At 68.6% G+C, this 25,465-nt stretch carries 31 protein-coding genes; 19 read left to right on the forward strand and 12 right to left on the reverse strand.

The window, feature by feature from the left end:
* Positions 1 to 16 precede the first annotated feature (16 nt).
* The 4 genes from ACN5W5_RS14015 (at position 17) to ACN5W5_RS14030 (ending at position 3,344) form a co-directional block, all read left to right on the forward strand.
* Positions 17 to 811: a S1 family peptidase gene (locus ACN5W5_RS14015; RefSeq protein ID WP_420049104.1), complete on the forward strand. Its 795-nt coding sequence runs from the start codon at positions 17 to 19 to the stop codon at positions 809 to 811.
* 98 nt (positions 812 to 909) lie between these two features.
* Entirely contained in the window at positions 910 to 1,542 is a 633-nt protein-coding gene (locus tag ACN5W5_RS14020) for a DUF938 domain-containing protein (RefSeq protein ID WP_420049105.1), read from the forward strand.
* A 94-nt stretch (positions 1,543 to 1,636) separates the two neighbouring features.
* Complete coding sequence (locus tag ACN5W5_RS14025) at positions 1,637 to 2,590, forward strand: aldo/keto reductase (RefSeq protein WP_420049106.1); 954 nt, start codon at positions 1,637 to 1,639, stop codon at positions 2,588 to 2,590.
* A gap of 40 nt (positions 2,591 to 2,630) precedes the next feature.
* Positions 2,631 to 3,344 (forward strand): DUF6064 family protein, encoded by a 714-nt coding sequence (locus tag ACN5W5_RS14030; protein ID WP_420049107.1) that lies wholly within the window; start codon positions 2,631 to 2,633, stop codon positions 3,342 to 3,344.
* A gap of 25 nt (positions 3,345 to 3,369) precedes the next feature.
* Here the strand turns inward: ACN5W5_RS14030 and ACN5W5_RS14035 are convergent, their stop codons facing one another.
* From ACN5W5_RS14035 to ACN5W5_RS14045, 3 genes are all read right to left on the reverse strand, one after another.
* A complete protein-coding gene (locus ACN5W5_RS14035) occupies positions 3,370 to 3,864 on the reverse strand; it encodes a hypothetical protein (RefSeq protein ID WP_420049108.1) in 495 nt (164 codons plus the stop codon).
* Positions 3,865 to 4,000: 136 nt separating this feature from the next.
* Positions 4,001 to 4,768 (reverse strand): hypothetical protein, encoded by a 768-nt coding sequence (locus ACN5W5_RS14040; protein WP_420049109.1) that lies wholly within the window; start codon positions 4,766 to 4,768, stop codon positions 4,001 to 4,003.
* A 42-nt stretch (positions 4,769 to 4,810) separates the two neighbouring features.
* Positions 4,811 to 5,026, reverse strand: a complete 216-nt coding sequence (locus ACN5W5_RS14045) for a hypothetical protein (protein ID WP_420049110.1) — start codon at positions 5,024 to 5,026, stop codon at positions 4,811 to 4,813.
* A gap of 345 nt (positions 5,027 to 5,371) precedes the next feature.
* On the opposite strand from ACN5W5_RS14045, the gene ACN5W5_RS14050 reads away from it, so the two are divergent.
* Positions 5,372 to 5,584: a hypothetical protein gene (locus ACN5W5_RS14050; RefSeq protein WP_420049111.1), complete on the forward strand. Its 213-nt coding sequence runs from the start codon at positions 5,372 to 5,374 to the stop codon at positions 5,582 to 5,584.
* A gap of 6 nt (positions 5,585 to 5,590) precedes the next feature.
* On the opposite strand, the gene ACN5W5_RS14055 is transcribed toward ACN5W5_RS14050, so the two are convergent.
* Positions 5,591 to 6,946 carry a tetratricopeptide repeat protein gene (locus ACN5W5_RS14055; protein WP_420049112.1) on the reverse strand — a complete coding sequence of 452 codons (1,356 nt, stop codon included), beginning with the start codon at positions 6,944 to 6,946 and terminating at the stop codon, positions 5,591 to 5,593.
* A gap of 147 nt (positions 6,947 to 7,093) precedes the next feature.
* Between ACN5W5_RS14055 and ACN5W5_RS14060 the strand changes: the two genes are divergently transcribed.
* Positions 7,094 to 8,086 (forward strand): AraC family transcriptional regulator, encoded by a 993-nt coding sequence (locus ACN5W5_RS14060; protein WP_420049113.1) that lies wholly within the window; start codon positions 7,094 to 7,096, stop codon positions 8,084 to 8,086.
* A 30-nt stretch (positions 8,087 to 8,116) separates the two neighbouring features.
* On the opposite strand, the gene ACN5W5_RS14065 is transcribed toward ACN5W5_RS14060, so the two are convergent.
* Together ACN5W5_RS14065 and ACN5W5_RS14070 are read right to left on the reverse strand one after the other, a co-directional pair.
* The gene (locus ACN5W5_RS14065) at positions 8,117 to 9,433 is read right to left on the reverse strand and encodes a leucine-rich repeat-containing protein kinase family protein (protein ID WP_420049114.1); all 1,317 of its coding nucleotides are present in this window, start codon (positions 9,431 to 9,433) and stop codon (positions 8,117 to 8,119) included.
* A gap of 87 nt (positions 9,434 to 9,520) precedes the next feature.
* Entirely contained in the window at positions 9,521 to 9,664 is a 144-nt protein-coding gene (locus ACN5W5_RS14070) for a helix-turn-helix domain-containing protein (protein ID WP_420049115.1), read from the reverse strand.
* Here ACN5W5_RS14070 and ACN5W5_RS14075 point away from each other — a divergent pair.
* The 8 genes from ACN5W5_RS14075 (at position 9,631) to ACN5W5_RS14110 (ending at position 13,322) form a co-directional block, all read left to right on the forward strand.
* A complete protein-coding gene (locus ACN5W5_RS14075) occupies positions 9,631 to 9,945 on the forward strand; it encodes a hypothetical protein (RefSeq protein ID WP_420049284.1) in 315 nt (104 codons plus the stop codon). The two genes, ACN5W5_RS14070 and ACN5W5_RS14075, sit on opposite strands and share 34 nt — an antisense overlap.
* A 118-nt stretch (positions 9,946 to 10,063) precedes the next feature.
* A complete protein-coding gene (locus ACN5W5_RS14080) occupies positions 10,064 to 10,537 on the forward strand; it encodes a YeeE/YedE family protein (RefSeq protein WP_420049116.1) in 474 nt (157 codons plus the stop codon).
* Positions 10,534 to 10,962: a DUF6691 family protein gene (locus tag ACN5W5_RS14085; protein ID WP_420049117.1), complete on the forward strand. Its 429-nt coding sequence runs from the start codon at positions 10,534 to 10,536 to the stop codon at positions 10,960 to 10,962. The genes ACN5W5_RS14080 and ACN5W5_RS14085 overlap by 4 nt, the downstream gene beginning before the upstream one ends.
* A gap of 77 nt (positions 10,963 to 11,039) precedes the next feature.
* The gene (locus ACN5W5_RS14090) at positions 11,040 to 11,510 is read left to right on the forward strand and encodes a TerB family tellurite resistance protein (RefSeq protein ID WP_420049118.1); all 471 of its coding nucleotides are present in this window, start codon (positions 11,040 to 11,042) and stop codon (positions 11,508 to 11,510) included.
* A 108-nt stretch (positions 11,511 to 11,618) separates the two neighbouring features.
* A complete protein-coding gene (locus ACN5W5_RS14095) occupies positions 11,619 to 12,119 on the forward strand; it encodes an RcnB family protein (RefSeq protein ID WP_420049119.1) in 501 nt (166 codons plus the stop codon).
* Positions 12,120 to 12,213: 94 nt separating this feature from the next.
* Entirely contained in the window at positions 12,214 to 12,798 is a 585-nt protein-coding gene (locus ACN5W5_RS14100) for a thioredoxin fold domain-containing protein (RefSeq protein WP_420049120.1), read from the forward strand.
* Positions 12,799 to 12,886: 88 nt separating this feature from the next.
* On the forward strand, positions 12,887 to 13,027 hold the full coding sequence (locus ACN5W5_RS14105; RefSeq protein ID WP_177135669.1) for a hypothetical protein: 141 nt from the start codon (positions 12,887 to 12,889) through the stop codon (positions 13,025 to 13,027).
* 13 nt (positions 13,028 to 13,040) lie between these two features.
* A complete protein-coding gene (locus tag ACN5W5_RS14110; protein WP_177135668.1) occupies positions 13,041 to 13,322 on the forward strand; it encodes a DUF427 domain-containing protein in 282 nt (93 codons plus the stop codon).
* 36 nt (positions 13,323 to 13,358) lie between these two features.
* Here ACN5W5_RS14110 and ACN5W5_RS14115 read toward each other — a convergent pair whose 3' ends face one another.
* From ACN5W5_RS14115 to ACN5W5_RS14125, 3 genes are all read right to left on the reverse strand, one after another.
* On the reverse strand, positions 13,359 to 17,357 hold the full coding sequence (locus ACN5W5_RS14115) for a PAS domain S-box protein (protein ID WP_420049121.1): 3,999 nt from the start codon (positions 17,355 to 17,357) through the stop codon (positions 13,359 to 13,361).
* Positions 17,358 to 17,563: 206 nt separating this feature from the next.
* Complete coding sequence (locus ACN5W5_RS14120) at positions 17,564 to 18,205, reverse strand: response regulator (RefSeq protein WP_420049122.1); 642 nt, start codon at positions 18,203 to 18,205, stop codon at positions 17,564 to 17,566.
* 193 nt (positions 18,206 to 18,398) lie between these two features.
* The gene (locus ACN5W5_RS14125) at positions 18,399 to 20,441 is read right to left on the reverse strand and encodes a PAS domain S-box protein (protein WP_420049123.1); all 2,043 of its coding nucleotides are present in this window, start codon (positions 20,439 to 20,441) and stop codon (positions 18,399 to 18,401) included.
* A 193-nt stretch (positions 20,442 to 20,634) separates the two neighbouring features.
* Between ACN5W5_RS14125 and ACN5W5_RS14130 the strand changes: the two genes are divergently transcribed.
* Complete coding sequence (locus ACN5W5_RS14130) at positions 20,635 to 21,240, forward strand: hypothetical protein (protein WP_420049124.1); 606 nt, start codon at positions 20,635 to 20,637, stop codon at positions 21,238 to 21,240.
* On the opposite strand, the gene ACN5W5_RS14135 is transcribed toward ACN5W5_RS14130, so the two are convergent.
* Positions 21,237 to 21,725 carry a MarR family winged helix-turn-helix transcriptional regulator gene (locus ACN5W5_RS14135; RefSeq protein ID WP_420049125.1) on the reverse strand — a complete coding sequence of 163 codons (489 nt, stop codon included), beginning with the start codon at positions 21,723 to 21,725 and terminating at the stop codon, positions 21,237 to 21,239. The two genes, ACN5W5_RS14130 and ACN5W5_RS14135, sit on opposite strands and share 4 nt — an antisense overlap.
* 52 nt (positions 21,726 to 21,777) lie before the next feature.
* On the opposite strand from ACN5W5_RS14135, the gene ACN5W5_RS14140 reads away from it, so the two are divergent.
* Both ACN5W5_RS14140 and gloA read left to right on the forward strand, forming a co-directional pair.
* Entirely contained in the window at positions 21,778 to 22,341 is a 564-nt protein-coding gene (locus ACN5W5_RS14140) for a PaaI family thioesterase (RefSeq protein ID WP_420049126.1), read from the forward strand.
* Positions 22,342 to 22,375: 34 nt separating this feature from the next.
* A complete protein-coding gene (gene gloA / locus ACN5W5_RS14145) occupies positions 22,376 to 22,789 on the forward strand; it encodes a lactoylglutathione lyase (protein WP_420049127.1) in 414 nt (137 codons plus the stop codon).
* A 76-nt stretch (positions 22,790 to 22,865) separates the two neighbouring features.
* Here gloA and ACN5W5_RS14150 read toward each other — a convergent pair whose 3' ends face one another.
* A complete protein-coding gene (locus ACN5W5_RS14150) occupies positions 22,866 to 23,426 on the reverse strand; it encodes an OmpA family protein (RefSeq protein ID WP_420049128.1) in 561 nt (186 codons plus the stop codon).
* Positions 23,427 to 23,531: 105 nt separating this feature from the next.
* Here ACN5W5_RS14150 and ACN5W5_RS14155 point away from each other — a divergent pair, with 105 nt between their 5' ends.
* Positions 23,532 to 24,191 carry a gamma-glutamylcyclotransferase gene (locus ACN5W5_RS14155; protein WP_420049129.1) on the forward strand — a complete coding sequence of 220 codons (660 nt, stop codon included), beginning with the start codon at positions 23,532 to 23,534 and terminating at the stop codon, positions 24,189 to 24,191.
* A gap of 44 nt (positions 24,192 to 24,235) precedes the next feature.
* Entirely contained in the window at positions 24,236 to 24,871 is a 636-nt protein-coding gene (gene pdxH, locus ACN5W5_RS14160; protein ID WP_420049130.1) for a pyridoxamine 5'-phosphate oxidase, read from the forward strand.
* 116 nt (positions 24,872 to 24,987) lie between these two features.
* Here the strand turns inward: pdxH and folK are convergent, their stop codons facing one another.
* A complete protein-coding gene (gene folK / locus ACN5W5_RS14165; protein WP_420049131.1) occupies positions 24,988 to 25,458 on the reverse strand; it encodes a 2-amino-4-hydroxy-6-hydroxymethyldihydropteridine diphosphokinase in 471 nt (156 codons plus the stop codon).
* Positions 25,459 to 25,465 lie beyond the last annotated feature (7 nt).

Here is a 25,465-nt window from a genome sequence, read left to right on the forward strand (position 1 = left end):
GAATACCGAACCCGCCATGAACCCGACCTCGCCACCACCCCCCCGCAACGCCACCGCCACGGTGGACCCGCTGTTCCTGGCCGCGCCGCGCGTGTCCACCTTCCTGCGCAGCTACGCGCTCACCAACGCCAGCGGTTTCTTCTTCCAGCGCGACGAGCGCCTCTACCTCGTCACCAGCCGCCATGTGGTGATCGACGAAGCCACCAGCCACCTGCCCGACCGGCTGGAGATCGAGGTGCACCTGGACGCCAGCAACCTCACCCGCTCGACCGGGTTTTCGATGCTGCTCTACAACCAGGGCGCGGCGGTGTGGCGCCAGGGCCGGGACGGCGGCAGCGAGATCGACGTCGCCGTGCTGGAGCTGGACCGCAGCCAGCTGCCGGCCGGCGCGATCATCCGCGCCTTCACCCCGGCGCACCTGCAGACCTCGTTTGCCAGCGTCCCGGTTGACGCCTCGCTGCTGGTGGTCGGTTTTCCGCTCGGCTTTCACGACGCCGTGCACCACCTGCCGGTGGTGCGCCAGGCGGCGATCGCGTCGCCCTATGGCATCCGCTTCCAGGGGCAGGGCTTCTTCCTGACCGACGCGCGCACCCACCGCGGCACCAGCGGCGCGGCGGTGGTGATGCGCGACACCGCGCCCACCCCCGAGACGGCCGCGCTGCCCTGGAAATTGCTGGGCGTGCATTCGTCGCGCATGGACATGGGCAACCGCGACCGCGTGCTCGACGAATCGCTGGGCCTGAACTGCGCGTGGTACGCCGACATCCTGCTGACCCTGACCGCGCCCCGAACCACCAGCGACCCGGGCTGACCGCCGATCAGAGATTCCCGAACGCCCCCCTGCGGTACTGGCTGAATGCCAGTGCCTGGTGATAAATTGCCAGATTGCCCTGCCCCCCAGCGACCCCCATGGCCACCCTGCCGTTCAGTCCCGCCGCCGACCGCAACAAGCAACCGATTCTGGAAGCCTTGCGCGAGCTGCTGCCGGCCCGGGGCCGGGCACTCGAAATCGCCTCGGGCACCGGGCAACACGCCGCCTGGCTGGGCGCCGGCCTTCCCGGCTGGGAGTGGCAACCCACCGAAGCGAACAGCACCGCCCTGCCCACCATCGCGGCCTGGGTGCGGCAGGCCGGGGCCAGCAACGTGCGCCCGCCCTGTCTGCTCGACGTCATGGAGCCGCAGTGGCCGAGCGACGAAGAGACCCTGGCCAGTGCTTTCGCGCGGCCTTTTGACGCCATCTTCTGCGCCAACATGCTGCACATCTCGCCCTGGACCGCCTGCAAGGCACTCATGCAGGGCGCACGCCGCCATCTCGCAGCCGACAGTGGCCTGCTGCTGATCTACGGCCCGTTCCTGGAAGACGGTGTGTCCACCTCGCCGGGCAATCGGAACTTTGACGCCAGCCTGCGCACCCAGAACCCGGTCTGGGGCCTGCGCCAGCGCGAAGCGGTGGAAGAAGAAGCCACGCGCTGCGGCCTGCGCCTGCGCCAGCGGCTCGCCATGCCGGCGAACAACCTGCTGCTGGTGTTCGGGTTTCACTGACCCCGGTGCGTCCACCCGGCGGGCCGAAGCCCGACCGGAACTTCGGGCCGCAGGGGCCACTCCCAAGCAGGCCGTCTTTTGAAGCAGGCTCCGCATGCACCGACCGCACCGACTTTCGCCAGCCCCGTTCGCACCGGAGCGCCGCCGCTGGCTGGCCGCTTCGGCGCTCGCCGCTGGCCTGCCCGCCTGGGCCCCACGCGCCACGGCGCAGCCCGCGCAAAGCCTCCTGACCCGCCCCATTCCCGCCAGCGGCGAAGCGCTGCCGGTGGTGGGGCTGGGCAGCTGGATCACCTTCAACGTGGGCAACGACCCGGTGGCCCGCGATGCGTGTGCCGAGGTGGTGCGCGCGTTCTTTTCCGAGGGCGGCCGCCTGATCGACAGCTCGCCCATGTACGGTTCTTCGCAGCCCGTGATCGGCCATGCGCTGGCGAAACTGGGCCACCCGGCCACGCTGTTCTCGGCCGAAAAGGTGTGGATGGGTGACTCGGCACGCGGGGTCGGGCAGATGGCGGCTTCGCGGGCGCACTGGGGCGTGCCGCGCTTCGACCTGATGCAGGTGCACAACCTGCTGGCCTGGGAGGAACACCTGCCGAAGCTGCAGGCGATGAAGGCCGCGGGGCAGCTGCGCTACGTCGGCATCAGCACCTCCGAAGGCCGGCGCCACGCCGAACTGGAGCGCATCCTGCGCACGCAAGCGATCGACTTCGTGCAGCTCACCTACAACCTGCTGGATCGAGAGGTCGAGCAGCGCCTGTTGCCGCTGGCACAGGAACGCCGCATCGCCGTGATCGTGAACCGGCCGTTCCGCCAAGGGGTTTTGCTGGACCAGTTGCGTGGCCATCCGCTGCCGGGCTGGGCACGCGAGATCGGTTGCGACGGCTGGGCGCAGGTGGCGCTGAAATTTGTGGTGTCGCACCCCGCCGTCACTTGCGCCATTCCCGCCACCAGCCAGGTGGCCCATCTGCGGCAGAACATGGGCGCGGCGCGCGGACGCCTGCCCGACCCCACCCTGCGCGCGCGCATGGCGCGCGACGTGGCCGCGCTGTGAGCAAGCCCGCGATGCAAGGCGCAACCCAGCCGAGACAGCCATGAGCGAATGGTGGACCTACCAACCGGCCGATCTGCTGATGTTCGCGCCGCGCACCTATTGGCGCCTGTTCGAGCTGCAGAACCAGGCGCTCTGGCCCATGCCGGTGTTGACCACGCTGATCTTCCTGGCCGTGGGCCTCGGCCTGCTGCGACGCAACGACACCGCACTGCGGGCAGGCACTGCGGCGCTAGCGCTGTGCTGGGCGCTGGTGGCCTGGAGTTTTCACCTGCAGCGCTATGCGCCCATCAACCCGGCGGCCATGGTGTCGGCCGGCGTCTTCGCCGTGCAGGCGCTCGGTCTGCTCGCGCTGGCGGGCGCCGGCGGTCTGCGCACCACGGTTCACCCCCTGCGCTGCGAGATCGGCCTCGGCTTGCTGGTCTGGGCGCTGCTGCTGTACCCGCTGCACGCAATGGTCGCGGGCCGGTCGCTGGTTCAGGCCGAGGTGTTTGGTTTTGCGCCCGACCCGACGGCGATCGGCAGCCTGGGTCTGCTGCTGTGCGCGGACGCGAGCGGACGTTTCGCGCGCAGGCTCCTGGGGGCCTTGCAGGGGGTGGCGGTCGCCTGGTGCGTCGTCAGCGCGGCCACTTTGTGGACCATGGCGTCACAGCAAGGCTGGGTGCCCTTGGTCGCCGCCCTGATCACGCTGGCGGTGCGCTGGCACTGGCCCCACCCGTTGGACCGGCGGCCAACGGGCATCGCCAGCCGCCGATGAAGGGCGCTGGCGCGCCGCGATCCGGTTATCTGGGTGCGGGCATCGGCGCTGGCATGGGGGCCTGCATTGGCGCTTGCATTGGCGCTTGCATGGGGGCTTGCATCGGGGCCTGCATGGGCGCCGGCGCCGGAACCACGGTCACCAGTTCACGCAACACACCGCCGGCGGCCACGGAACCCGTTTCATTGCCTTCGCCCCGCGCCCTGCGCTCACAGAGCATCTTGTCGTCGGGCGGCAGCTTCTGGCAGCGCTGGAGGGCGTTGCGGGCCAGTTCTTCGGGTGAGGTTCCGGTCGACCGACGGCCCTTCAGGGCTTCGGCGCGCACCGCACCGGCCTCGCGCAGGCAGGCCGTGCGTTCGTGCATCGACGCGCTGTCGAGACAGGCGGCGCGGTCCCTCTGGTAGGTCGCATCAATCGACGATCGGGATTTTTCGGGCTGGGCCAACGCGGCGGGCGACAGCATGATCAGGGCGGCGGTGGCCAGCAGACCGCGGGTCATGGAATGGGACAAGAGGGACATACGGTCTCCTTTGGAACAGGGATGAAAGCGTGCGGTGGCGAGCCACCGCATCACCGGAACAAGGTAACGCCCGCGCGGTGGTCCGTCTGTGCACCAGCGCACAGTGCACGGCAGGTGCCGATCTCGCAGCGGCGGTTCAGGAAGGCATGGCATGTGTGACTGGCGGCGCCTGGAACCCGAACACCTGCTGCAGGGATTTGTGTTCCGGCAGCACATAAATCACGGCATGCCGGCCGGAAAACACCGGACGGATGTGCGCGTCGTAGAAATCGGCCGGCACGTTGATGCAGCCATACGAGATGCGCTTGTCGGCGACGGCGGGCGACGCGAGCCGCTCCAGCCGGCGCTCGGTGGGTTGGGTGGTGCGAACCCGGTGCATCGACACGGCCGCACCGTGATCGACCCACACCACGTCTTCGCCGGTGTGGTTGCGGCCTGACATGCCCACGAAGCGGCCCGCGGGCGTGGTGCGCTCCTCGGGCCTGACCTCGGCGATGGGCCGCGAGCCGATGCCCGGCACGGAGTCGTCGCCCGGCGCCGAGCCCAGCAAGACCGGCGTGGCATCGAGCAAGCGCGCAGCGGCGTCAAACACATAGAGCCGGGCCGCCTTCTTGTCGATGACGACGAACGGCTGGCCACGGTGGTCGCGGGTCCCAGCCACCCAGTGGACCACCTGGCGGGTCTCGGTCGAGGGCTCGCTGGTGCCAAAGTCGGGCTGCAGGCTCACGCTGACCGGAGCGGCCTGCAGCGGGACCCGGTGCGCCGGCGGCATCCCCAGCGCCAGGATGGCGACGCCGGCCAGCACACCGCGCTGGATGTCCTCGATCAGGCTCGGACGGACCGCGTCCGGCGGTCCGGGCAATGGGGTCTGCGCAGAACTGCCCATGGTGGAACGGTGGGTCACGCCAGACCGGAACGGATCAACCTGGCGCGCCCATCCTTCGGGTCAGTTGCGGTCGGGTCGCATCACCGGTTCGCTCATCTCGGCGGCGGGAGCCGCGGCGTCCGGTGCGGGTGTGGCGGCGGTGGTGTCCGCAGGCGCCGTCATGGGTGTCTGCGCCTCGGCGGCCGGCGCGGGTGCGGTCTGGGCGTAGACCCAGCCCACGGCGCCCACAATGGCCAGGGCGGTCACCGATGAGGTGAGAAGTCTGGAAGCAGTCATGACAGTTTCCTTCAGCGTTGCTGCTCGTGGCAGGGGAATGGTGAAACCCGCCGGAAAAGCCGGCTGGGTTCCGCTTGGAACCGGCCATGGGGGCGTGGTTCGCTCCGAAAAAAGGTCGTTACGCGTGGTTCGTTTTGAACAACGGGACTTACATAAAAGTACACGCACGGCATGGGAAATCCGGGGCTCGCCACCGATACTGGTGACGAAGGTCCGGTCTTGTTCGTGGTGCGCAGCACAGAACAACCGGACGGATCAAGAATGGCCAGGTGTTTCCGGCAACGCGCCGATCCAGGTTTCGCCCTTCGGCGAAGCCGCCCCCATCACATCCAGAGGGCATCGCAGATGGCACAAACCGCACGCATTGTTGGCAAGGTCGAGTACCGCGAAGGCGACGGCCCGAACATCGCCATCCGCCCCGGACCGGTGGAGGTGACCCAGGGGCTGAACGACGTCACGCTGAGCTGGGTCGATGAAGAGACCCACGGCGTGGCGGCGATGCCCCTGGCCGATTTCAAGCGCTACGTGGCCGAAGGCCAGATCCGCCTCGACGCCTGACCCCGGTCATTGCGCCTCCGCGACCCGCCTGGTGGCCCGAGGAGTCGTTCCAGTCGCCTGAGCGCGCCGCAGGAACCCGCGGTTGACGGGGCTGTGCGGCCGCAGCGCCAGGCGTTCGTGGGCCAGGGCTTCGGCCATGCCGGGCTGGCCCGCGCGCAGGGCGGACTCGGTCAGCGTCCAGTCGATGATGTCGCGCTGCGCGTGGCTGCCGCCGAAGCGGTTGGCGATGTGCCGCGCGCGGTAGAGGTGTTGCACCGCAAGGTCGTGCTCGCCGCGCCAGTGGGCGACAAAACCTTCGATCAGATCGTGCCCGGTGTCGGCTGCCCAGCGCGAGACCTCGCTGGCGCCGTCGGCGCTGCGCATGGCGTCGCGCAGGCGCTGCACGTCGTGCACCCGGTCGGCGCCGAGGTAGGCCATCACCGCATGCCAGTCGTTGAACGGGTAGAGGCGGCCATCGGCGTGCGCGTCCCAGGTCTGCGCCAGCTCGGTCCAGCGCCCGCCCACGTCCACCCCCGCGAGCTGCAGGCGCCACAGCAGGGCCGAGGCGTCCACCAGGTCCAGCACCACGGCGCTGGGCGTCTGGCGCACGGTGCCGTCGTAGAGCGCGAGCACGGCGTCCGTCTGGCCCAGTTCCAGGTGGCAGAGCGCGCCGTGCCAGGCGTTGTGCACCTTGAAGAAGTTGTCGTCGCCCGACCAGTAGGGCTGGCGCGCGGTCATCCAGCCGATGCCGTCCTGCGCGCGGCCCTGCATTTCCATCACGTGCGCCACCGCGTGGTGCGCCCAGCAGTCCAGCGGCTGCGCGTCGAGCGCCTCACGCCCCACCGCTTCGGCGTGCGCGTAGTCGCCGCTCTCTTCGAGGCCAAACGCGTACATGCCCAGCACGATGGAATGGCCCGGCATGTCGGGCGCCCAGTGCGGCAGCACGCGCGCGATGCGGTCGCGCAGGTTGCGCGCACTGGCGCGGTAGAAGTCGATCAGGTGCCCGGCCTGCAGCGCCACGATGTCGTAGGGGTGCTGCATGTGGTGCAGGTCCATGGCCAGCGCGGCCTGGGTCCATTCGCCCTGCAGCACGCGCTCGATCACCGCCACGTGCGAAGCCTCGCGCTCGTTCAGGGGCAGTTGCCGGATGGCCTGCACCACGTCCTGCGCCATGGCGACGGCACCGGGCTCGGTGGCCAGCGCCAGCATGTGGGCCTGCAGGATGTGCGCCATGGCAAACCGCGGCGCTGCGGCGGTGGCCTGCGCCAGGCTGGCCATGGGGTCGCCGCGGTAGAGCTGGAAGGCCGTGACGGCCTGTTCGTAGAAGGGCAAGGCTTCGGTGGTGGCGCCGCTCAGTGCGTGGCCCTGGATGTCGGTGATCATGGGGTTGCTCCTTGGATGGTTCTCGCTCGCTGCCGGCCGGGAGCAGCGGGTGGGTGTTGCGTCTGCGGGGCCGGTGGGGGTACTCTAGGAGCCTGTCGGCGTGCGGACAATATCCAGGGCGCCGGCATTTGTCGCCGAAACGCCGCCATGCTGGAACAGCGCCCCGCCGACCCTCTGACCGAGATCCTGCGCGCCATGCGCCTGACCGGTGGCGTGTTTCTGGAAGCGGCGTTCACCTCGCCATGGTGCGTGGTGTCCCGCGTCACGCCCGAAGAATGCGCGGGTTACCTGCCGCTGCCGCGGCACATCATTGCCTACCACTTCGTGTGCGAGGGCGAGCTCTCGGTGCGGGTGGACGGGGCCGCTCCGGTCACCGCGCGCCGCGGCGAGATCGTGATCCTGCCGCGCAACGACCACCACCTGCTCGGCAGCGATCTGGACATGGCGCCGATCGACGTGAACGACTTGTTTGAACCCGGTGACGCCAGCCACCCCGGGCGCCTGGTCTATGGCACGGCCGCCACCGCGGACACGCGCTTCTTCTGCGGCTTCCTGTCGCACAACCAGCCGGACGACCCGCTGATCAGCGCCCTGCCCCGCGTGCTCAAGTCGCGCATGGAGGACGCGGCCGCGAGCGACTGGGTCGAGAGTTCGCTGCGCTTCGCTTCACGCCGGCCAACGCCGGACGAAAAGCTGCCGCCGGCCGTGCTCGGCAAACTCGCCGAGCTGCTGTTCATCGAGGCGGTGCGCCAGTACCTGCAGGACGATCCCGCCGCCAGCGGCAGTGGCTGGATCGCCGGGCTGCGCGATCCCCGGGTGGGCCGCGCGCTGGCCCTCCTGCACGGCCAGCGCGAACGCGCCTGGACCACCGAAGACCTGGCGCGCGAGGTGGGCTTGTCGCGCTCGGCCTTTGCCGAACGCTTCACCGGTCTGGTGGGCGATCCGCCCATGCGTTACCTGGGCAAGTGGCGCCTGCAGCACGCGGCGCGCCGCCTGGTGGAAACCACCGAACCCATCGCCCGCATCGCTGGCGAAGCGGGCTACGAGTCCGAGCCGGCGTTCCACCGCGCCTTCAAGCGCGAACACCGGATGACGCCCGCCAGCTGGCGGAAACACCACGCGATGGCCGGCGACGCCTGAACCGGCTGAACGCCAACTCGACGGGCTTGTTCAACGGGCCAGGGTGTCGAGTTCGCTGGCGATGCCGGCCATCCCGGGTCGCGCGGCCGGGTCGGTGTGCAGGCAGGCGGTGGCGAGACCGGCCAGACGGTCCAGCGCCGGCGATGCCGTGGCACCGGCGCCTTGCGCGTGGGCCACGAGTTCCTCCAGCAGGCAGCCAAAGGCGCGCACGTCCAGCGCCAGCAGGGCGTGGCGCAGCGCGGGCTGGTCGTCGGGCAGCAACGTGGCGCCGCCCAGGTCGCTGAGCATGGCCTCGCCGCTGGCCGGGTCCCAGAGGATGTTGTGGGCGTAGAAATCGCCGTGCATCACGCCGCGCTGGTGCAGGTGGGCCAGCGCGCCGGCCATGGTCCGGGCCACTCGCAGCGCGGCGCTGGTGGACAGGGTGAAGCCTGGCTCGTACACGTCGCGCGTGCAGCTGTCGAAGCTGGGCGGGCCAGCGAGGTTCACCAGCGCGGGCGGCAGCAGCGGCAGCAACATGCCGCGCGCGCCTTCGGGATGCTCGCCCAGTTCGGCGCTGGGCGTGCACAGCGCCGGGTGTTGCCCGGCGGCCTGGCAGGCGGCGAGTTCGTGTTCGGGCAGGCCGTCGCTGGTGACCGCACCTTTGAACAGCTTGAGCGCCAGCGCTTCGCTGTCACCGCCGTCCAGGTGCACGCGATGGATGTGGCCCGAAGCGCCCTCGCCCAGCCGCTCGGCCACGCGCAGCCGGCTCCAGGCGATGCGGGGCAGCGGCGCGGGCGCCGCGCGGTGCCAGCCCAGCGGATTGCCCGCCAAGGCCAGCCAGGCCAGGCGCGGCAGTTGGGTGAGCCAGCCGGGCAGCGCGGTGAAGCGGTTGGCCGACAGGCGCAGCAGCTCCAGGCGCTGCGCATTCGCCAGCCCCGGTGGCAGTGCGTCGAGGCGGTTGCCCGCGAGCATGAGCTTCTGCAGCGCCGGGCGCTGGCCCAGTTCGGCGGGCAGCTGTTCGATGGCGTTGTCGGTCAGGATGAGCCAGCGCAGCTTGGTCGGCAGTGCAGCGGCTGGCACCTGCTGGATGCGGTTGGCCTTGAAACCCACCATCTCCAGCGCCGGGCAGTCGCCCAGCGATTCGGGCAGGTGGGTGAAATGGTTGCTGGAGCAGAAAACGATCTTCAGCCGGTGCAGCCGGCCCAGGTCGGGCGGCAGTTCGCACAGGCGGTTGCCGGTGAGGTTGAGCACCTCCAGCGTGTCGGCCAGGTCGAACACCTCGGGCGGCAGTTCGGTCAGGCCGCAGCTCAGGTCGAGTCGGCGCGTGCCGGCGAGCGCGCCGCTGCGCAGTTGTTCCAGGGTGTGCATGCAGGTGGACGGTGAAGGGCTGCCCGGGTGCGCCGGGCGAAACACCTGATTATCGAAGCCGGGCGGTCTCAGCGCGCGTTGGTGTCCTCATGGCGTATCACCGTCGGGCTGGTAGACCAGCAGCCCGCCGGGTTGGCACTGCAGGTACTCGCAGATTTTCTCCAGCGTCTCGACGCGCACGCCCGCTGCAGCTGGCCGTGGCGTCGAGCGCCACGCCGGGTCTGAAGGCACCGACGGCCGGGCGGCGCTGGCTGCTCTGCAGCATGCCCCCGGCCACGCAGGCCGAGCTGCGGCGCGTGCAGGCCCTCGTGCGGCAGGTGCAGGCCGCAACCGACAAGAAACGCGGCGGCAGCCTGGGCGTGGAGGTGGAGCAGGACTCGCTGGCGGTCACCGACCCGGCGCTGTCCCGCACCCGCTGGGACACCTGGCTGCGGGTGCGCCAGAGCGAGGGCTTTTTCGAGGCCTGGTCCGGCGCGCCCGAGCAACTGCGCCAGGCGGCGCAGAAGCGCTGAGCCTCGGCCGGCACCCCGCGACGTGCACCGGGATGGTCTGAAAGGGACCGCACGCAACGCCACCGGGGTCTTGCCGCCTGCGGCCGACGCTTCGCAAGGCGCCACGGATAATCGGCCCATGGATGCCACACTTTCCCTCTTCCCCCTGGGCTGGCAGCACTACCTGCTGGGCGGTCTTTTCATTGGCGCTGGCGTGGCGCTGCTGTTCGTGTTCACCGGTCTGGTGGGAGGCATGAGCTCGGTGTTTTCTTCCACCTGGTCTTACCTGCTGCGCCAACCCTACTTCCAGCAGGCGCGCTACACCGGCTCACGCGGCTGGCGTCTGGTCTACGCGGCCGGGCTGGTGCTCGGTGCGCTGGTGTGGTGGCTGGGTTTTTCCGACGGCACGCCGCTCACCACCGAAGTCCCGGTGTGGGCGCTGCTGGTGGGCGGGTTTCTGGTGGGCTATGGTGCGCGGCTGGGCAACGGCTGCACCTCGGGCCACGGCATCTGCGGCCTCGGCTCGCTGCAATGGCCTTCGCTGCTGGCGGTGCTGACCTTCATGGCCACGGCCTTCATCACGGCCAACCTCGTCGCGGGGTGGATGGCATGAGTTCAGCGCCCAAAATGACGCTGGGCCAGTTCCTCGCCGTGCTCGCGGGTGGCGCGCTGTTCGGCTTTGGCCTGGCGCTCTCCACCATGGTGCGGCCCGAGGTGGTGCTGAGCTTCCTGCGCTTCCAGGACTTCGGGCTGATGCTGGTGATGGGCGGCGCGGTGGCGGTGACGCTGCTGACCTACCTGCTGTTGCCCCGCCTGCTGGGGCAGCCCCTGCTGGGCGGCTATTTCCACCAGCATGTGGCGCACTGGAACCGCGACACGCTGGTCGGCTCGGCGCTGTTTGGCGTCGGTTGGGGCCTGTGCGGCGTGTGCCCCGGTCCGGCCATCGCGGGCCTGGGTACCGGCAACTGGAGCCTGCTGTGGGCGCTGGCCGGCATCGCCCTCGGTGCGCTGGTGCAGGGCCTGCGGGCCAAAGCCTGACCTGCTCACCCGGCGGCGCGGAACCAAAGCGCGGCCGGGAAGCTCCACCGGTTCCCAACCCATCGCATTCAGCCACCATGCTCAGAACCCTGAAAGACCTGTTCGATGCCTTCAACGCCCCACCGGCCGGCCAGTCGCCCGCCGAAGAGGCGCACGCCCTGCAGCTGGCCACGGCGGTGCTGTTGGTCGAGGTGATGCGGGCCGATCCGGCCATCACCGACGCGGAGCGTGACGCGGTGCTGCTCGCGTTGCGCGGCAAGTTCTCGCTCAGCGAGGACGAGCTGGAGCGCCTGCTGGAGGTCGCCCACGAAACCGCCCACACCGCCTACGACTACCAGCGCTTCACCAGCCAGCTCAACGAGCGCTTCACGCAGGAGCAGAAGGTGCAGGTGGTCGAGGCGATGTGGCAGGTCGCGTACGCCGATGACCACCTGGACGCACACGAAAACCACGTCATCAGCAAGGTGGCCGGTCTGCTGCACGTGACACACGGCGAATACATCGCGGCCAAGATGCGTGCCCGCGAAGCGGCCCAGCTGGCGCCCTAGCCAGACGAACAACTGGCTACCCGGCTTTGCACGTTGAGCGTCGCGCCTTTACCCGGGCGACACAAGCGGCTGTCAGGATTCGCTCACCCCAACCCATCGGAGTTATCCATGAAATCCAGAACCCTCATCAGTGCCCTTGTGGCCGCCACGCTCGGCCTCGGCTCGCTGTCGGCCTTTGCCCAGTCGAACGACCGGCGCACCGACAGGCACACCGATGTGCGCGTGGTCGTGCAACCGGTCCAGCACGTCGAGCGGCGCGACGACCGCCGCGATGACCGTGCTGAGCGCCGGGATGACCGCCGGGATGACCGCTTCGATCGCCGCAACGACCGTCGCAATGACCGCTTCGAGCGCCGCAACGACCGCCGCGATGCACGCAACGACCGGGACTTCCGGCACCACCGCTACTACAACGCGCGCAGCCCCGAGTTCCGCCGCGGTCACTACATCCCCTATGAGTACCGCCATCGCCAGTACTACGTGGTGGACCACCGTGGACACCGCCTGGCTCCGCCCCCGCGGGGTCACCAGTGGGTGCAGGTGGGCTCCGACTACGTGCTGATCGCGATCACGACCGGCCTGATCGCCAACATCATCCTGAACCACTGACACCCCCCGGGGTGCCTGGGCATCGGGGGCTGCGCACCCGGTGCCCAATGTCTGCGATGATGGCGGCCTCGCCAGGCCACACCTCGCCAAAACCATGATCTTCAGACACCTCTCCCTCGCCGTTCTGGCCTCGTCCACGCTGCTGCTCGCGGCATGCTCCAAAGAAGAGGCCGCTGCGCCGGCCGTGGCCACCGTGGCGCCGGCCCAGGCCTACGACGCGGTCGCCGCCAGCGCCAAGGGTTTCACCGTCGGCGCGCTGATGGGCGCCAACCCGGTCTACGTGCTCTTTGACCCGCAGTGCCCGCATTGCAGCCAGCTCTGGAAAGCCAGCCAGCCGCTCAACACCAAGGTGAAATTCATCTGGGTGCCGGTCGCCATCATCGGCCCCAAGAGCCTGCCGCAAGGCGCCGCACTCATGCAATCCAGCGACCCCGTGCAGGCCATGAGCGCCCACGAAGCATCGCTGCTCGCCGGACAGGGCGGCATGTCGGCTTCGGCGAATGTGCCCGCCGACGTGGAAGCAGCGATCAAGTCCAACACGCAGTTGCTCGACAGCCTCGGCGCCGACTCGGTGCCCTTCATCGTGGCCAAGAACGCGCGCAACGGTCAGGTGGTGACCAAGGCCGGCGCGATGGCCACGCCGGCGCTGGCAGAACTGCTCGGGGTGTCGGCCCCCTGATGCGGCCGCCCGGTCCGCCAGCAGGGGTGCCGGTCGCTTAACATTGGCGTCTACCCGCCGCGCACAGCGGTCACCAACGGAGATCCCCATGGGCAAAGAACAACGCAACGAAAAGCTGTCGAAAAAACCGAAGAAGGACACATCGGCGCCCAAAGGCCCGTCCACTTCGGACCGCCCGACGCCACCCGTCACGGCCGTGTTGCCGCGCGGCAAAGAGAAGAACAAGTGACCAGGGCTCTCGCATGAAAGCCACCTGGAACGGCGTCGTCGTGGCCGAAAGCGACGACACGGTGATCGAGGAAGGCAACCACTACTTCCCCGAAAGCGCCCTCAACCGCGCCTACGTCACCTTCAGCAACCACCGCACCAGTTGTCCCTGGAAGGGCCAGGCGAGTTATTACTCGCTGCTGGTCAATGGCGAACTCAACGCCGACGCCGCCTGGTACTACCCGGACCCGAAACCCGAAGCGGAACACATCCGCGGCCGCGTGGCGTTCTGGAAAGGCGTGAAGGTCGAAGCCTGACGGGCCCTCCTCGCCTGCGCCATACGGCGAGAGGCCCTAGCCGGCCTTGAACAGGGGCCAGCGCCGCAGCAAGGCGCTCAGGGCTTCGCGATGGACCGGTTTTCTCAGATGGCCCAGCATGTTCAGGCCGTGCGCGCGTGCCAGCCGTTCGGCCGTGTCGATCCCCCGCGGATCAGGCCCCACCACCAGGGCCAGGGCGCCGGCAAAGTGGATGCGCGCCAGGTGGCCGATCAGTTCAACGCCGTCCATGTGGGGCATGTTGAGATCGATCAGCAGCAACACCGGCGCGGTATCGACAAGCCCCAGGCGCTCCAGCAAGCTGCCACCTTCGGCGAAGCCCTCGCTCCCGTGCAGGCCCAGCGCCTGCAGTTGCTGTTGCAAGCCGCCGAGCTGCACAGCATCGTCGTCCACGCAGATCACCCGCCCAACCGGATCGCCACCGCCGGTTTGAAGATGCCGGAAATGCCGGTGCACCGCATCCACCGCTTCGCCCAGCCCGGGCATCAGGCGGTGAACGGATGTCCCGTCGTTGTCGCGCCCCGCGCTCTCCATGCCCTCGAACTGCTGGCCCACGCCCAGCGCCCCCACCGCACGCGACGATGACTTCAGGCGGTGCGCGGTCATGCCCACGGCGCGCCAGTCTTCCGCTGCGACGGCGTGGGCGATTTCGACCATGGCGGCGTCCAGACTGCCGAGGTAGCGCTGGCGCAGTTCCAGCTGCACATCGGCTTCCGGTCCGACCAGGCGCTCCAGCGCCTGGTCATCAAACGCCGGTCTGTCGGTGCCGGGTGGCAGCGCGGCAAACCCGTTGGGCGTCGAAGCGGGCGGCGGCGGTGCGGCACTGGGCGCCAAGGTCTGTGCCAGCCAGTAGCGCAGCGTGTCCTGCAGCAGTGTCAGGGGGACGGGCTTGCTCAGGTAGCCGTCCATGCCCGCGGCCAGATACCGTCCGTCTTCGCCGCCCATCTGGTTCGCGGTAAGGGCGATCACCGGCAGGCGCCGGCCCGGGGCTTCCTCGCGACGGATCGCTGCGGTGAGATCAAACCCGTTGAGCAGGGGCATGTGCAGGTCTGTGAGCAGCAGGCCGTAGCGCGCCGGGTCGGCGCGCCAACGCGCCAGCGCCTCTTCGCCATCGCCCACCTGCTCCGAAGCCAGGCCCATCAGGTCGAGCTGATGAGCGATCACCTTGCGGTTGATCAGGTTGTCTTCCGCGACCAGGATGACGCGGCCCTGTGCCACCGCGAGAACACGGTCTACGGCATCGTGGCTGGGCACGAAGGCGGCTTGCTCTGGCTCGGACAGCGGTTCGGGCAACTCGCGCCCCGTGGCCAGCAGCACCGCGCGCAACAGCTGCATGCAGCGCAGCCCTTCGCCATCGAGCTCCACGCGCCCGGGCCCGGGTTTGCGCAGCTCGGACTGCATGCCGCGGCACACCTCCACGCGGGGCAGGAGGGTGACCAGGGCACCGTCGGTCCCGGCACCCGGCGCCATCAGCCCGCGGTCCAGGATCCACACCACGTTCTCGCTGGCGTTCACCGCGGGACCGGGCAGCGTGTCGTGGACCGTGGCCGTGCCGCCCGCGGCCACCATGTAGGTGGCCCAGTCGCTGGCACGCTCGGGGTCATCGAGCCAGAGATGACAGTGCAGGCCGTCCAGTTCGGTGCGCCGGTGCGCGCCGGGCATCCCGGTCAGGGGCAGGTCGACGCAGAAGACCGCGCCCGCCCCGGGCTCGCTTTGCACACCGATCGAGCCGCCCATGGCATCCACCAGCCGCTGGCAGATGACGAGCCCCAGACCGGTGCCGCCGTAGGTGCGTGTGGTGGCGGCTTCGCCCTGCACAAACGGTTGGAAAATGCGCCGCTGCACCTCCTCGGACATGCCGATGCCGTTGTCCGAAACCACCAGACGAACACCCCCGCCGGGGGCCGGCAGCGCGCGCAGGGAGACGCGGCCGGGGCGGCCGAGGTCGGCTGAAAACTTGATCGCGTTGCCCACCAGGTTGAGAACGATCTGGCGGATGCGGGCAGCGTCGCCCAGCACCTGCGGGGGCAGCGCCGGGTCGACGAAGGCGTGCAGCCGCACATCGCGCGCCGATGCCATCGGGCGGAGCACATCGCTGGCTTTCTCCACCAGGCTGCGCAGCACCACCGGCACACACTCCAGCTCCAGGCGACCGGCTTCGATCTTGGAGAAATCCAGGATGTCGTCGATCAGGGTCAGCAACACGAAGGCGGACTCGCGCAGGGTGTCGGTGAGGTCCCTCTGGTGCGGCGTGAGGCCGGTTTCACGCAACACGTCGGCCAGCCCGATCACGCCGTTCATGGGCGTGCGGATCTCGTGGCTCATGGTGGCCAGGAAAGCGCTCTTGGCCGCGCTCGCCATCTCGGCGGAGCGGCGCGCGCGTTCCAGCTCGCCGGTGCGCTGTTCCACCAGTTCGTCGAGGTGGTTGCGGTAGCGCTCCAGATCCTCGGACATGCGCCGCTTCTCGGTGATGTCCTCTTTCACCGCGAGGTAGTTGGTGATGCGCCCGTCGGGACCGCGCACCGGTGAGATCACCGCGTATTCGATGTAGTGGCTGCCGTCCTTGCGCCGGTTGCTGAGAAAACCGCGCCAGGGCTGGCCGGCCTGCAGGCGGGCCCAGAGTTTGCGGTAGCGGGTGCGCGGTGTCATGCCCGACTGCAGCAGCCGCGAGTTGCGGCCCAGCAGCTCTTCGCGCGAGTAGCCCGAAGAGCGGGTCGCGGCCTCGTTGACGTATTCGATGTTGGCGGCCAGATCGGTGATGACGATGGACTCCGAAGCCTGCTCCGCGGCCATCGACAGCTTGCGCAACCAGCCGTCGTCCTCGCGGCGGCGGCTGATGTCGCGCAAGACCCGCATCTGGTTCCCGTCGTCCAGCGCTGTGATCACCTCTTCAAAACAGCGCATCTCGCCATCGGGGTGCCAGTAGTCCCGCTCGGTGCCCTGCGCGCCGTTGACCCGTTGAAACGAATCGCCGTCGGGGGAGGACCCTGCGGGCGCGCCGACAAACAGGCGCTTGATGGACCGGTTGCTCAGCTCGGCCACGCTGCGCCCGAGCAGCCGCTCGGCCTGCGGATTGGCATCGAGAATGCGCTCCTCTGCATCGACGATCAGGACGCCGAAAGGCAATTGTCTGAAAACCTGGTGGCGCGCCTGCCTGGCCACCTGCCGTTCGGTGACGTCAAACATCACGCCGTTGACGATCATGCCCGGGCCGTTGGCCGGCATCTCGACGCGGACCACGTCCTCGATGTGCCGCCACCCGCCGGACGCATGGCGCAGCCGGTAACGCAGCGCAAAAGGCTCGCCCGCCTCCAGGCCTTCCGCCTGTTCGTCGAGCACGCGTTCGCGGTCATCGGGGTGCAGGGCACGCAACCAGGTTTCGGGCTGCTCCAGCCACTGCTCGGGGGTGTAGCCCAGGTCGCGGATGCGCGGGCTCACATAAGGTGTCGAAGGGGCACCGTCGAGCACATCGCGGTAGACGATGCCGGGCAGGTGTTCGGCCAGTTGCCGGAACGCCGCTTCGCGCTGCAGCAGTTGCTCCTGCTGGCTCTGGCTGATGAGCCAGTGTTCGATGGCCTGCGCGATGTCGAGCATCAGCACCCGTTCTTCGGCGTCCATCGTGCGCGGCTGGCGGTCCATGACGCACAGGACCCCGACCTTGCGACCGCCGTGCCGGATCGGCGCACCCGCAAAAAACACCAGCCCCAGGGCCCCGGTGACGCTGGCATCGGATGCAAAGCGCGGATCGAGCCGGGCATCTGGCAAAACCAGCACGTCGTGGTCGGGCACGGCGTGGGTGTATGCCTGCAACCCGACATCGGACCCGCCGTGTTCGATCCCATGGCAGGCCTTGAACCACTGGCGATCCTCATCCACCAGGCTGACCAGCGCCACCGGGCTGCGCAGCGCGTGCGCAGCCACGCGAACGATGTCGTCCAGCGACTGGTCCTGCGTCGTGCGCAGCACCCCCCGCGTGCGCATGAACGACAACTGGGACAACTCGGCGACAGGCAACAAGGTGGTCACGGTACGGAAAAAGAACGATGGGCATCCACGCGGCGGACGGCATCACCGCCGGGAACCATCACGAAGCGTGATGGGACGCCATGAATATGCGATGAAAATCCCTGCCCGGATGTAGGGAGTTCTGCATACAAGTCGTTACACGCGGACGGATGCGTGACTTATTCCCTGCAAACCTCGGTGCCGGTCGACCAGGGTCCTCACATCTCGTCGGCACTGATCAGGCTTTCGCGGATCGCCAGGCGCACCAGGGCCGGCACATCCGACACCTCCAGCTTGCCCATCAGGCGACTGCGGTAAGAGTCCACGGTCTTGGGTGAGAGGTGCAGCAGCTCGGCGATGGCGTTGCTGGAGTGACCGCGCACCACCAGCAGGATGATTTGCCGCTCGCGGGCCGACAGCTGGCCCAGCGCACCCGACCGCTGCGTCTGCGTCAGCGCCTTGGCAGCCAGTTCGTCCACGCCGGGACCGAGGTAACGGCCCTCGCGCACCACGGTGCCCACGGCGGCCAGCACCGTCGACGCGGGCGAGCCCTTGAGCACATAGCCGGCCGCCCCCATGCGCAAGGCCTCCGCCACGTGGTGCGGCTGGGCCGACATGGTGAGCACGATGGTGCGCGTGGCGAGCTTGCGCCGCGGCAGCTGTTCCAGCAGCTCCAGCCCCGAACGTTTGCCCAGGTTCAGGTCGAGCAGCAGCACCCCGGGCGTCAGGCGCTGGATGTCGGCCAGCGCGATGGTGGGGTCGTCGGATTCCCCCACCACGCGATGACCGCCGTGCTCCAGCACCACCCGCAGGCCGTCGCGCATGAGCGCGTGGTCGTCAACGAGGTAGATGTCGCTCACTGGACGACCCTCCGTGCTGCGCACTGCGGGGCAGAGCGCCTTCGAAACGGCCGGTCGGCGCTCACTGGAGTACCTTCGCCCTGCGGGCTGCGGTGCGAGCTGGCTTGGGAACGGCCCGGCGCGGCGCTCACTGGAGTACCTTCGCCCTGCGGGCTGCGGCGCGAGCTGGCTTGGGAACGGCCCGGCGCAGCGCTCATGGCGCTGCCTCTTCCCGCGTGAGCTCCACCACCGTGCCACCCGCCGCCCCGCGCTCCACCAGCAGGTCCGCGCCAATGGCCGCCGCCCGTTCGCGCATGCCGACGATGCCCAGATGCCCGGAGCGCCCGTGCAGGTCATCGTCTTCAATGCCCTTGCCGTTGTCCTCGATCCGCATGCGGAGATGCCCGGCATCGCCGTCGAGCGACACCCTCACCCGCGTGGCCTGGGCGTGCCGCACGGCATTGCCGATGGCTTCGCGCGCGATCATGAAAGCGGCGTATTCCACCGCATCGGCCCAGCGGATGCCGCGAACCGAGGTACCCAGCTCCAGCTCGACCGCCAGCCCCAGATCGCTGGCGGGCGAAGCGCGCAGTTCGTTGTCCAGCGCCGCGGCCAGGCCCTGGTCTTCCAGCAGGGGTGGGCGCACCTCGCGCAACACATCGCGCACGTGCGCGATGGCGCTGTCGAGCATGCCGGAAGCCTTCGCCAGAGGCCCGGACGCCACGTTCTGTGCCGGTCCCGGACGCGCCATGGCCACATCCAGGTACAGCCGCGCGCTGCTGAGCTGCTGGCCGAGCTGGTCGTGCAGTGACTGGGCGATGCGCCGCGTCGTGAAGCGCTCCTGCGCCATCAGCCGCTGGGACAGGTCGGACAAGGTCGCCTTCGACTGCTGCAATTCTTGCTCGGCCTGCTTGCGCGCCGTGATGTCGGTGATGTAGCCGGCGACATGGTCGCCGGCGGGGTACCAGCGCACCTCCAGCCACAGGCCCCAGGGCTGGCACCAGTCTTCCACCACCTCGGATCGTCCGCTTTCGCGCGCGCGCCAGTACGCGGCCTTGAAACGTGTTCCCCGGGAATCGGGAAACACGTCCCAGACGATGTGACCCAGCATGTCCTGAGGAGACGCCACGCCCACCAGGCGGGCGGCCCGGTCGTTGGCATACACCAGGCGCTGATCGGGTCCGGCCGACACGAAGGCGTCGGTCACGCGGCTGAGCACATCCTCCAGCAGCCTGTGGGCGGCGTCTCGCTCCAGTTCCACCCGCCGCTTGGCGGTCACATCATTGATCAGGACGATCCGGGCCGGCCGCCCTTCATACTCGATGTTGCGCCCCGATATCTCCACCTCAACCACGCGACCGTCCTTCAGCCGGTGAGGCCACGGGCCGGTGACCTGGTTCGCCATGGAAGGTGCCTTCAGCGTCGCCGGCATGACGCGCTCCGGCCCATTCACCAGATCGGGCGGGGCCACCACCGGCAGGCGCATCGACAGGAACTCATCGCGGCTGTAGCCGTAGTGCACCACGGCGGCGTCGTTGACGGCGAGAAACTCCAGCGTCTCCAGATCGATCACCCACATCGGCTGCGGGTTGTTCTCGAACAGCAGCCGGTAGCGCCTTTCGCTCTCCTGCAACTGGCGCCGCACCGTCACCATGTCCGTGATGTCGCGGGCCATGCCGAACACACCGATGGTGCCCGTCTCATCGCGCAAGGGGCCCTTGATCGAATTGAAGGTGCGCCGACCTTCGTTGGTATCGACCTCGTACTCCAGGTTCTCGATACGGCCCTCGCGCATGATGCGGCGCTCGTCCTCCCATATCTTGTCGGCCTGTTCGGCGGGCAGCAGATCCTGGACCCGCAAACCCAGCATCGGCGTCACGCCCTTGCAGACCATGCGCTCGGTTTCCTGGTTGACCAGCAGATAGCGCCCCTCACGGTCCTTGGCAAAGATCGCATCGGGCGAGCTGTCCATCAAGGCCTGCAGCAGGGCTGCGGTTTGCGCCTCCCGCCGCAGGGCCTGCAGCTCGACTTCGGTCTGCCGCTGCATGCGCGCGTGCACGCGCCGGAGGAACAGGAACAGCAGTCCGGTGGTTACGAGCACGAACAGCAGGCCTTTCCAGGCTTGCGCCGCGGCGAGCAACTCGATGTTCTCGAACAGCAGCTCCACCAGCGCGTCGGACCACAGGATCCAGAGCACGGCCACCACGCCGTAGCCGGCGACCACGCGGCCAAAAGGGGCGAATGAGGAGGCGCTCATGGACTGTGGATGGGTTGAAGGCGTGGCTGGGACCGGGGATGCGGCGTTACCGAAAGCAGCGCCATTTTCGCTGTTGGACAACCACCGCGGACGGATGATCTTCTGAAAGGGTCTCGGCCGTGTTCACCAGCGACCTGAAGCCTGCGCCATGGGCAGTGACTACACTGCATGCCTTCTGCGCTCCGGTTTTCCCATGGATATCTTCACACTCAGCCTGCTGGCCTTTGCCGGTGCCTTCATCCTCAAGACCACGGACCAGCGCCAGCGCATCCTGCTGCTGGGGCGCCATCTCGGCCAGTTCCAGATCGAAAAGCTGATGGCACACCTGAGCGAGGGCTACATGCGGGCACTCAGCGAAAAAGACCCTCAGCGACGCCAGCAGATATGGCAACTGCAGGCGTCCACCGAAGCCTCGCTCGCCAGTCAGTTCCAGCGCTTCGCCGCCGGCCTGGCCAAGGACACCTCCGCGCCGTTCCGCGTCAACCGCATCGCCCTGCCCTACGCCGACCGCTGGTTGCCGGGCGCCAGTTTCGATCTGCGTGAGGCCATGCACATCCACGCCCGCGGCATCCAGCAAACGGTGGACAACACGGCACAACGCAGCGAACGCGACCGGGCCTACACCCTGCTGGCCGAGCTGTACCTGATGCAGCACACCTGCCACTGGTACTGCCGAACCCGCGCGACCGCCTCCGCGCGGGTGCTCGCCCGCCACCAGACCCCGTACGCCCAACTGGTGGCCTCGGTGTCGCCGGAGACGCGCCAGGCCTACAGCGCGCTGGTGGGCATCAAAAGCTAAAGGCCGATCCCGTCGTCACCGGCCACCGGTGACAGGCAGGCCATGGCTTCGTCCAGCAAGCTGTGCAGGGCCGCCACGCGCTCCACGCCGAGCGCCCGGTTGATGCCCTCTTGCGCGACGCGCCAGCGCCGCTGGGCTTCTGCCCGCTTGGTCTGACCGGCCTCGGTGGCCATGATCAGGTGGCTGCGCGCGTCGGCCCCCGGCCCCACCGAGAGCCAGCCCGCGGCCACCAGCGGCTGCAGGTTGCGCGACAGGGTCGAGGTGCTGACTTTCATCTCGGCGGCCAGGTCCACCGCACGGATCGGCCCAAGCTTGACCACATAGGACAGCAGCGAATACTGCGTGCCCTTCAGCCCCGACTTGCCCACCTCGTTGTCGTAGTGCTGCGCCACGCGGCGCATCAGCTGGCGCAGCTTGAGATTGGTGCAGCCCTGCGGCTTGACCGCAGCGCCTGTGGGGTTTGACGCGGTGGTGACAGGGTTCATGCGATTGATTGTATCTACAATGAATGCATATGCAACTGTTAAGGAGCAACCCATGAGCGCCAACGACAACCTGGAAACCTGGCTGGCCCAGGAGCAAGAAATTCAGCAACGCCTGGCCGCCGGCCCCGGGCCCGGCGTGGCCCGGCCCGACCAGATCGCCGGCAAGACCGGACTGGAAGTGATGCAGGCCATGTTGCTGGGCGAGATTCCCTACGCCGCCATCGCCAAGACGCTGGACTTCCTGATCGTCGAAGTGGGTGACGGCAGTGCCGTCTTCCAGGGCACGCCGGGCTCGCAGCATCTCAACCCCATGGGCACGGTGCACGGCGGCTGGTTCGCCACCCTGCTCGACTCCGCACTGGGCTGCGCGGTGCACACCAAGATGCCGCCCGGCCGCGCCTACACCACCGCCGAGCTCAGCGTGAACATCGTGCGAGCCCTCACGCCCAAGGTGCCGCGCGTGCGCGCCATCGGCCGCGTGGTCCACTGCGGTCGCCAGCTTGCCACCGCCGAGGCGCAACTGGTCGGGCCCGACGGCACGCTCTACGCCCATGCCACCACGACCTGCCTGGTATTCGACCTGCAGCACAAGCCCGCGGGCGGTGCGACGACATAATTGCGGTCCACGAACCGACCCGAGAGAACCCGACATGCGACTCCTTCACACCATGCTGCGCGTGGGCAACCTGCAGCGCTCGATCGACTTCTACACCCAGGTGATGGGCATGCAGCTGCTGCGCACCTCGGAGAACCCGGAGTACAAGTATTCGCTGGCGTTCCTCGGATTCGAGGGCGGCAACCCCGGCCAGGCCGAGATCGAACTCACCTGGAACTGGGACACCGACAGCTACGACATGGGCACTGCCTATGGCCACATCGCCCTGGGCGTACCCGATGCCTACGCCGCCTGCGAAAAAATCAAGGCAGCGGGCGGCAACGTGACGCGCGAGGCCGGCCCGGTCAAAGGCGGCAGCACCGTGATCGCCTTCGTGACCGACCCCGACGGCTACAAGATCGAGCTGATCCAGCGCGCTGAAACCGAAGGCGGTGCCGGTCTGCGCTGATCCGCCGCCTGCGCTGCAGGCGCCCACAAAAAAGCCCGGCAGTCCGGGCTTTTTTTGCGGGCGCGAGACGCGAGGATCAGTCGACGATCATCACTTCCACGCGGCGGGCTTCGGCGTCGTTGCCGGTGCCGGTGGCTTCTTCAGGCTTCTTGAGTTCCAGCGAAGCAGCGGCCACGCCCGCGCCCACCAGGGCGTCGCGCACCGAGAGCGCGCGTTTCTTGGCCAGCTCGGCGTTCTGTGCCGGGTTGCCGGTCGCATCGTGGAAGCCGGACAGTACCAGGCGTTTGCCCCCCTTGGCGGCGGCGATCGCATCGCCCAGCGCGTCCAGCGCGCCCGACGCCAGATCGGCCTTTCCGGAAGCAAAGTAGAACGTGACCACACCGTTTTCGATCACCACGCTGGCGTCTTCGGCCACCACCGGGGCAACAGCAACGGGAGCGGCGGCGCTGACGGGCGCATCGCTGGCGACTGGTGCATCGGCAACGGGCGCGACCACCACAGCGGTTGCCACGGCGCTGCCGGTGCCACGGGCTTTCTGGATGCCGAAGCCCACCGACAGGCCCACGGCCAGCAGCACGGCAGCCATCAACACCGCCGCGACGACGCGGCCTTCCTGATCGTCATCTTGAGAAGACATGGTCAAACACTCCCTGAAAAACAATGCGCAAGAGAAAATCGACACTGTTCGCAGCCGGCCAGGGAAATGAACCCCAAGACCTGCGCGACCAACCCCGCATTCTAAATGGCCCCATCTGACATGCATCCTGCCCAGAGCTTTCCCCGAGCCCGCCGACCCGACACCTGGGACCCAGCCCGACGCGACGGCGCCCGGATGATGGCCGACACCGTGGCCGAATGGCGCAGCCAGGGGCCAGCGCCCGACCTGTGGGTGTTCGGCTACGCCTCGCTGGTCTGGCGACCCGAGTTCGACGCCGCCGAACAGCGCCTGGCCCGGGTGCACGGCTACCACCGCTGCCTGCAGATGTGGAGCCGGGTCAACCGTGGCACACCCGAGCGGCCCGGCCTGGTGTTCGCGCTGATGAGCGGCGGCAGCTGCACGGGACTGGCACTGCGGGTGCCCCACGCCCAGGTTGAGGCGCTGTTTCCCACGCTCTGGGCGCGCGAAATGCCCAACCCCGTGTACGACCCGAAGTGGCTGCACTGCCAGACCGCACAAGGCCCGGTGCAGGCGCTGGCCTTCACGCTGTCGCGCCGCAGCCCCAACTACACCGGCACGCTCGACGACGAACGCTACCGCGACATCTTCACGCACTGCCGCGGGCGTTACGGCAGCACGCTGGACTACGCCCGCCAGACGCTGCACGGCCTGCGCGCCCACGGCATCGAAGACCACGCGCTGGAGCGCCTGCTGCGGCTGGCCCCGCCCGAAGCAGCCGATTGACCGCGCGCAAGCGCCGCGCACCCCTGGCTGCCTATACTGATCATATGAACATCGCCGACCTGCGCAAAAGCTATGAAAAAGCCGAACTCAGCGAATCCGCTTCCCAGGCCGATCCGCTCAAACAGTTCGACCAGTGGCTCACCGAAGCCATCCACAGCGAAGTGCCCGAACCCAACGCCATGACGCTCGCCACCGTGGGGGCCAACCTGCGGCCGAGCACGCGCGTGGTGCTGATCAAGGGCTACGACGAACAGGGCATCGTCTGGTACACCAACTACCAGAGCCAGAAAGGCCGCGAGCTGGCCGGCAACCCCTACGCCGCGCTGCAGTTCCACTGGGTTGAGCTGGAGCGCGTGGTGCGCATCGAAGGCCTCGTCGAAAAGGTGAGCGCTGAAGAAAGCGATGCCTACTTCAAGAGCCGCCCGCTCGACAGCCGCATCGGTGCCTGGGCCAGTCCGCAGAGCGAGGTGATCGACAGCCGCACCGTGCTGGTGACCAACGCGGCGAAGTATGGCGCGCAGTTCCTGCTGCAGCCCCCGCGCCCGCCGCACTGGGGCGGCTACCGCCTCAAACCCGACAACTGGCAGTTCTGGCAAGGCCGCAAGAGCCGGTTGCACGACCGGCTGCGTTACACGCTGCAAGGCGATGGCAGCTGGCTGCGGGAGCGGCTGGCGCCCTGAACGGAGCACCCCCCCGCGCCGCTTCGCGTCACCCCCCTCAAGGGGGGCGATGCCTGTGGCCGGGCAAAGCCCGTTCCACGGCATCCTGGTTTCGGGCACGCGCTCCGGCTGCGACCTCACATGCGCTGGATGCCTTGGCCTGATACCGCGGCCAGTGCCTCGTCTGTCACCCGCCCGGGCGCAATCTCGTGCAACGGCACCAGCACAAACGCCCGCTCCCCCATGCTAGGGTGCGGCACGGTCAGCGTTGGCGAATGGATGCGCGCGCTGCCGTACAGCAGCAGGTCCAGATCCAGCGTGCGCGGCGCGTTGCGGTAGGGACGCTCTCGCCCTGCGCCCTGCTCGATCGCTTGCAGGGCGGTGAGCAGACCGGGTGCGGTGAGCGTGGTGGCGATCTCGGCCACCGCGTTGAGGTAGTCCGGCCCGCTGGAGTCGATGGGCGTGGTGCGGTACAGGCTGGAGGCCCTTACCAGCCGGACGCCCGGGGTTTCAGACAAGCGCTGCAAGGCTTCTCGCAAGGCCTGCGCCGGATCGCCGAGGTTGGCGCCCAGCGCCACAAAGGCCGTGACTTCAGCGCGCTGTTGCATGCCCGAG

The sequence above is a fragment of the Hydrogenophaga sp. ZJX-1 genome, assembly GCF_048590325.1.
Taxonomy (GTDB): Bacteria; Pseudomonadota; Gammaproteobacteria; order Burkholderiales; family Burkholderiaceae_C; genus Hydrogenophaga.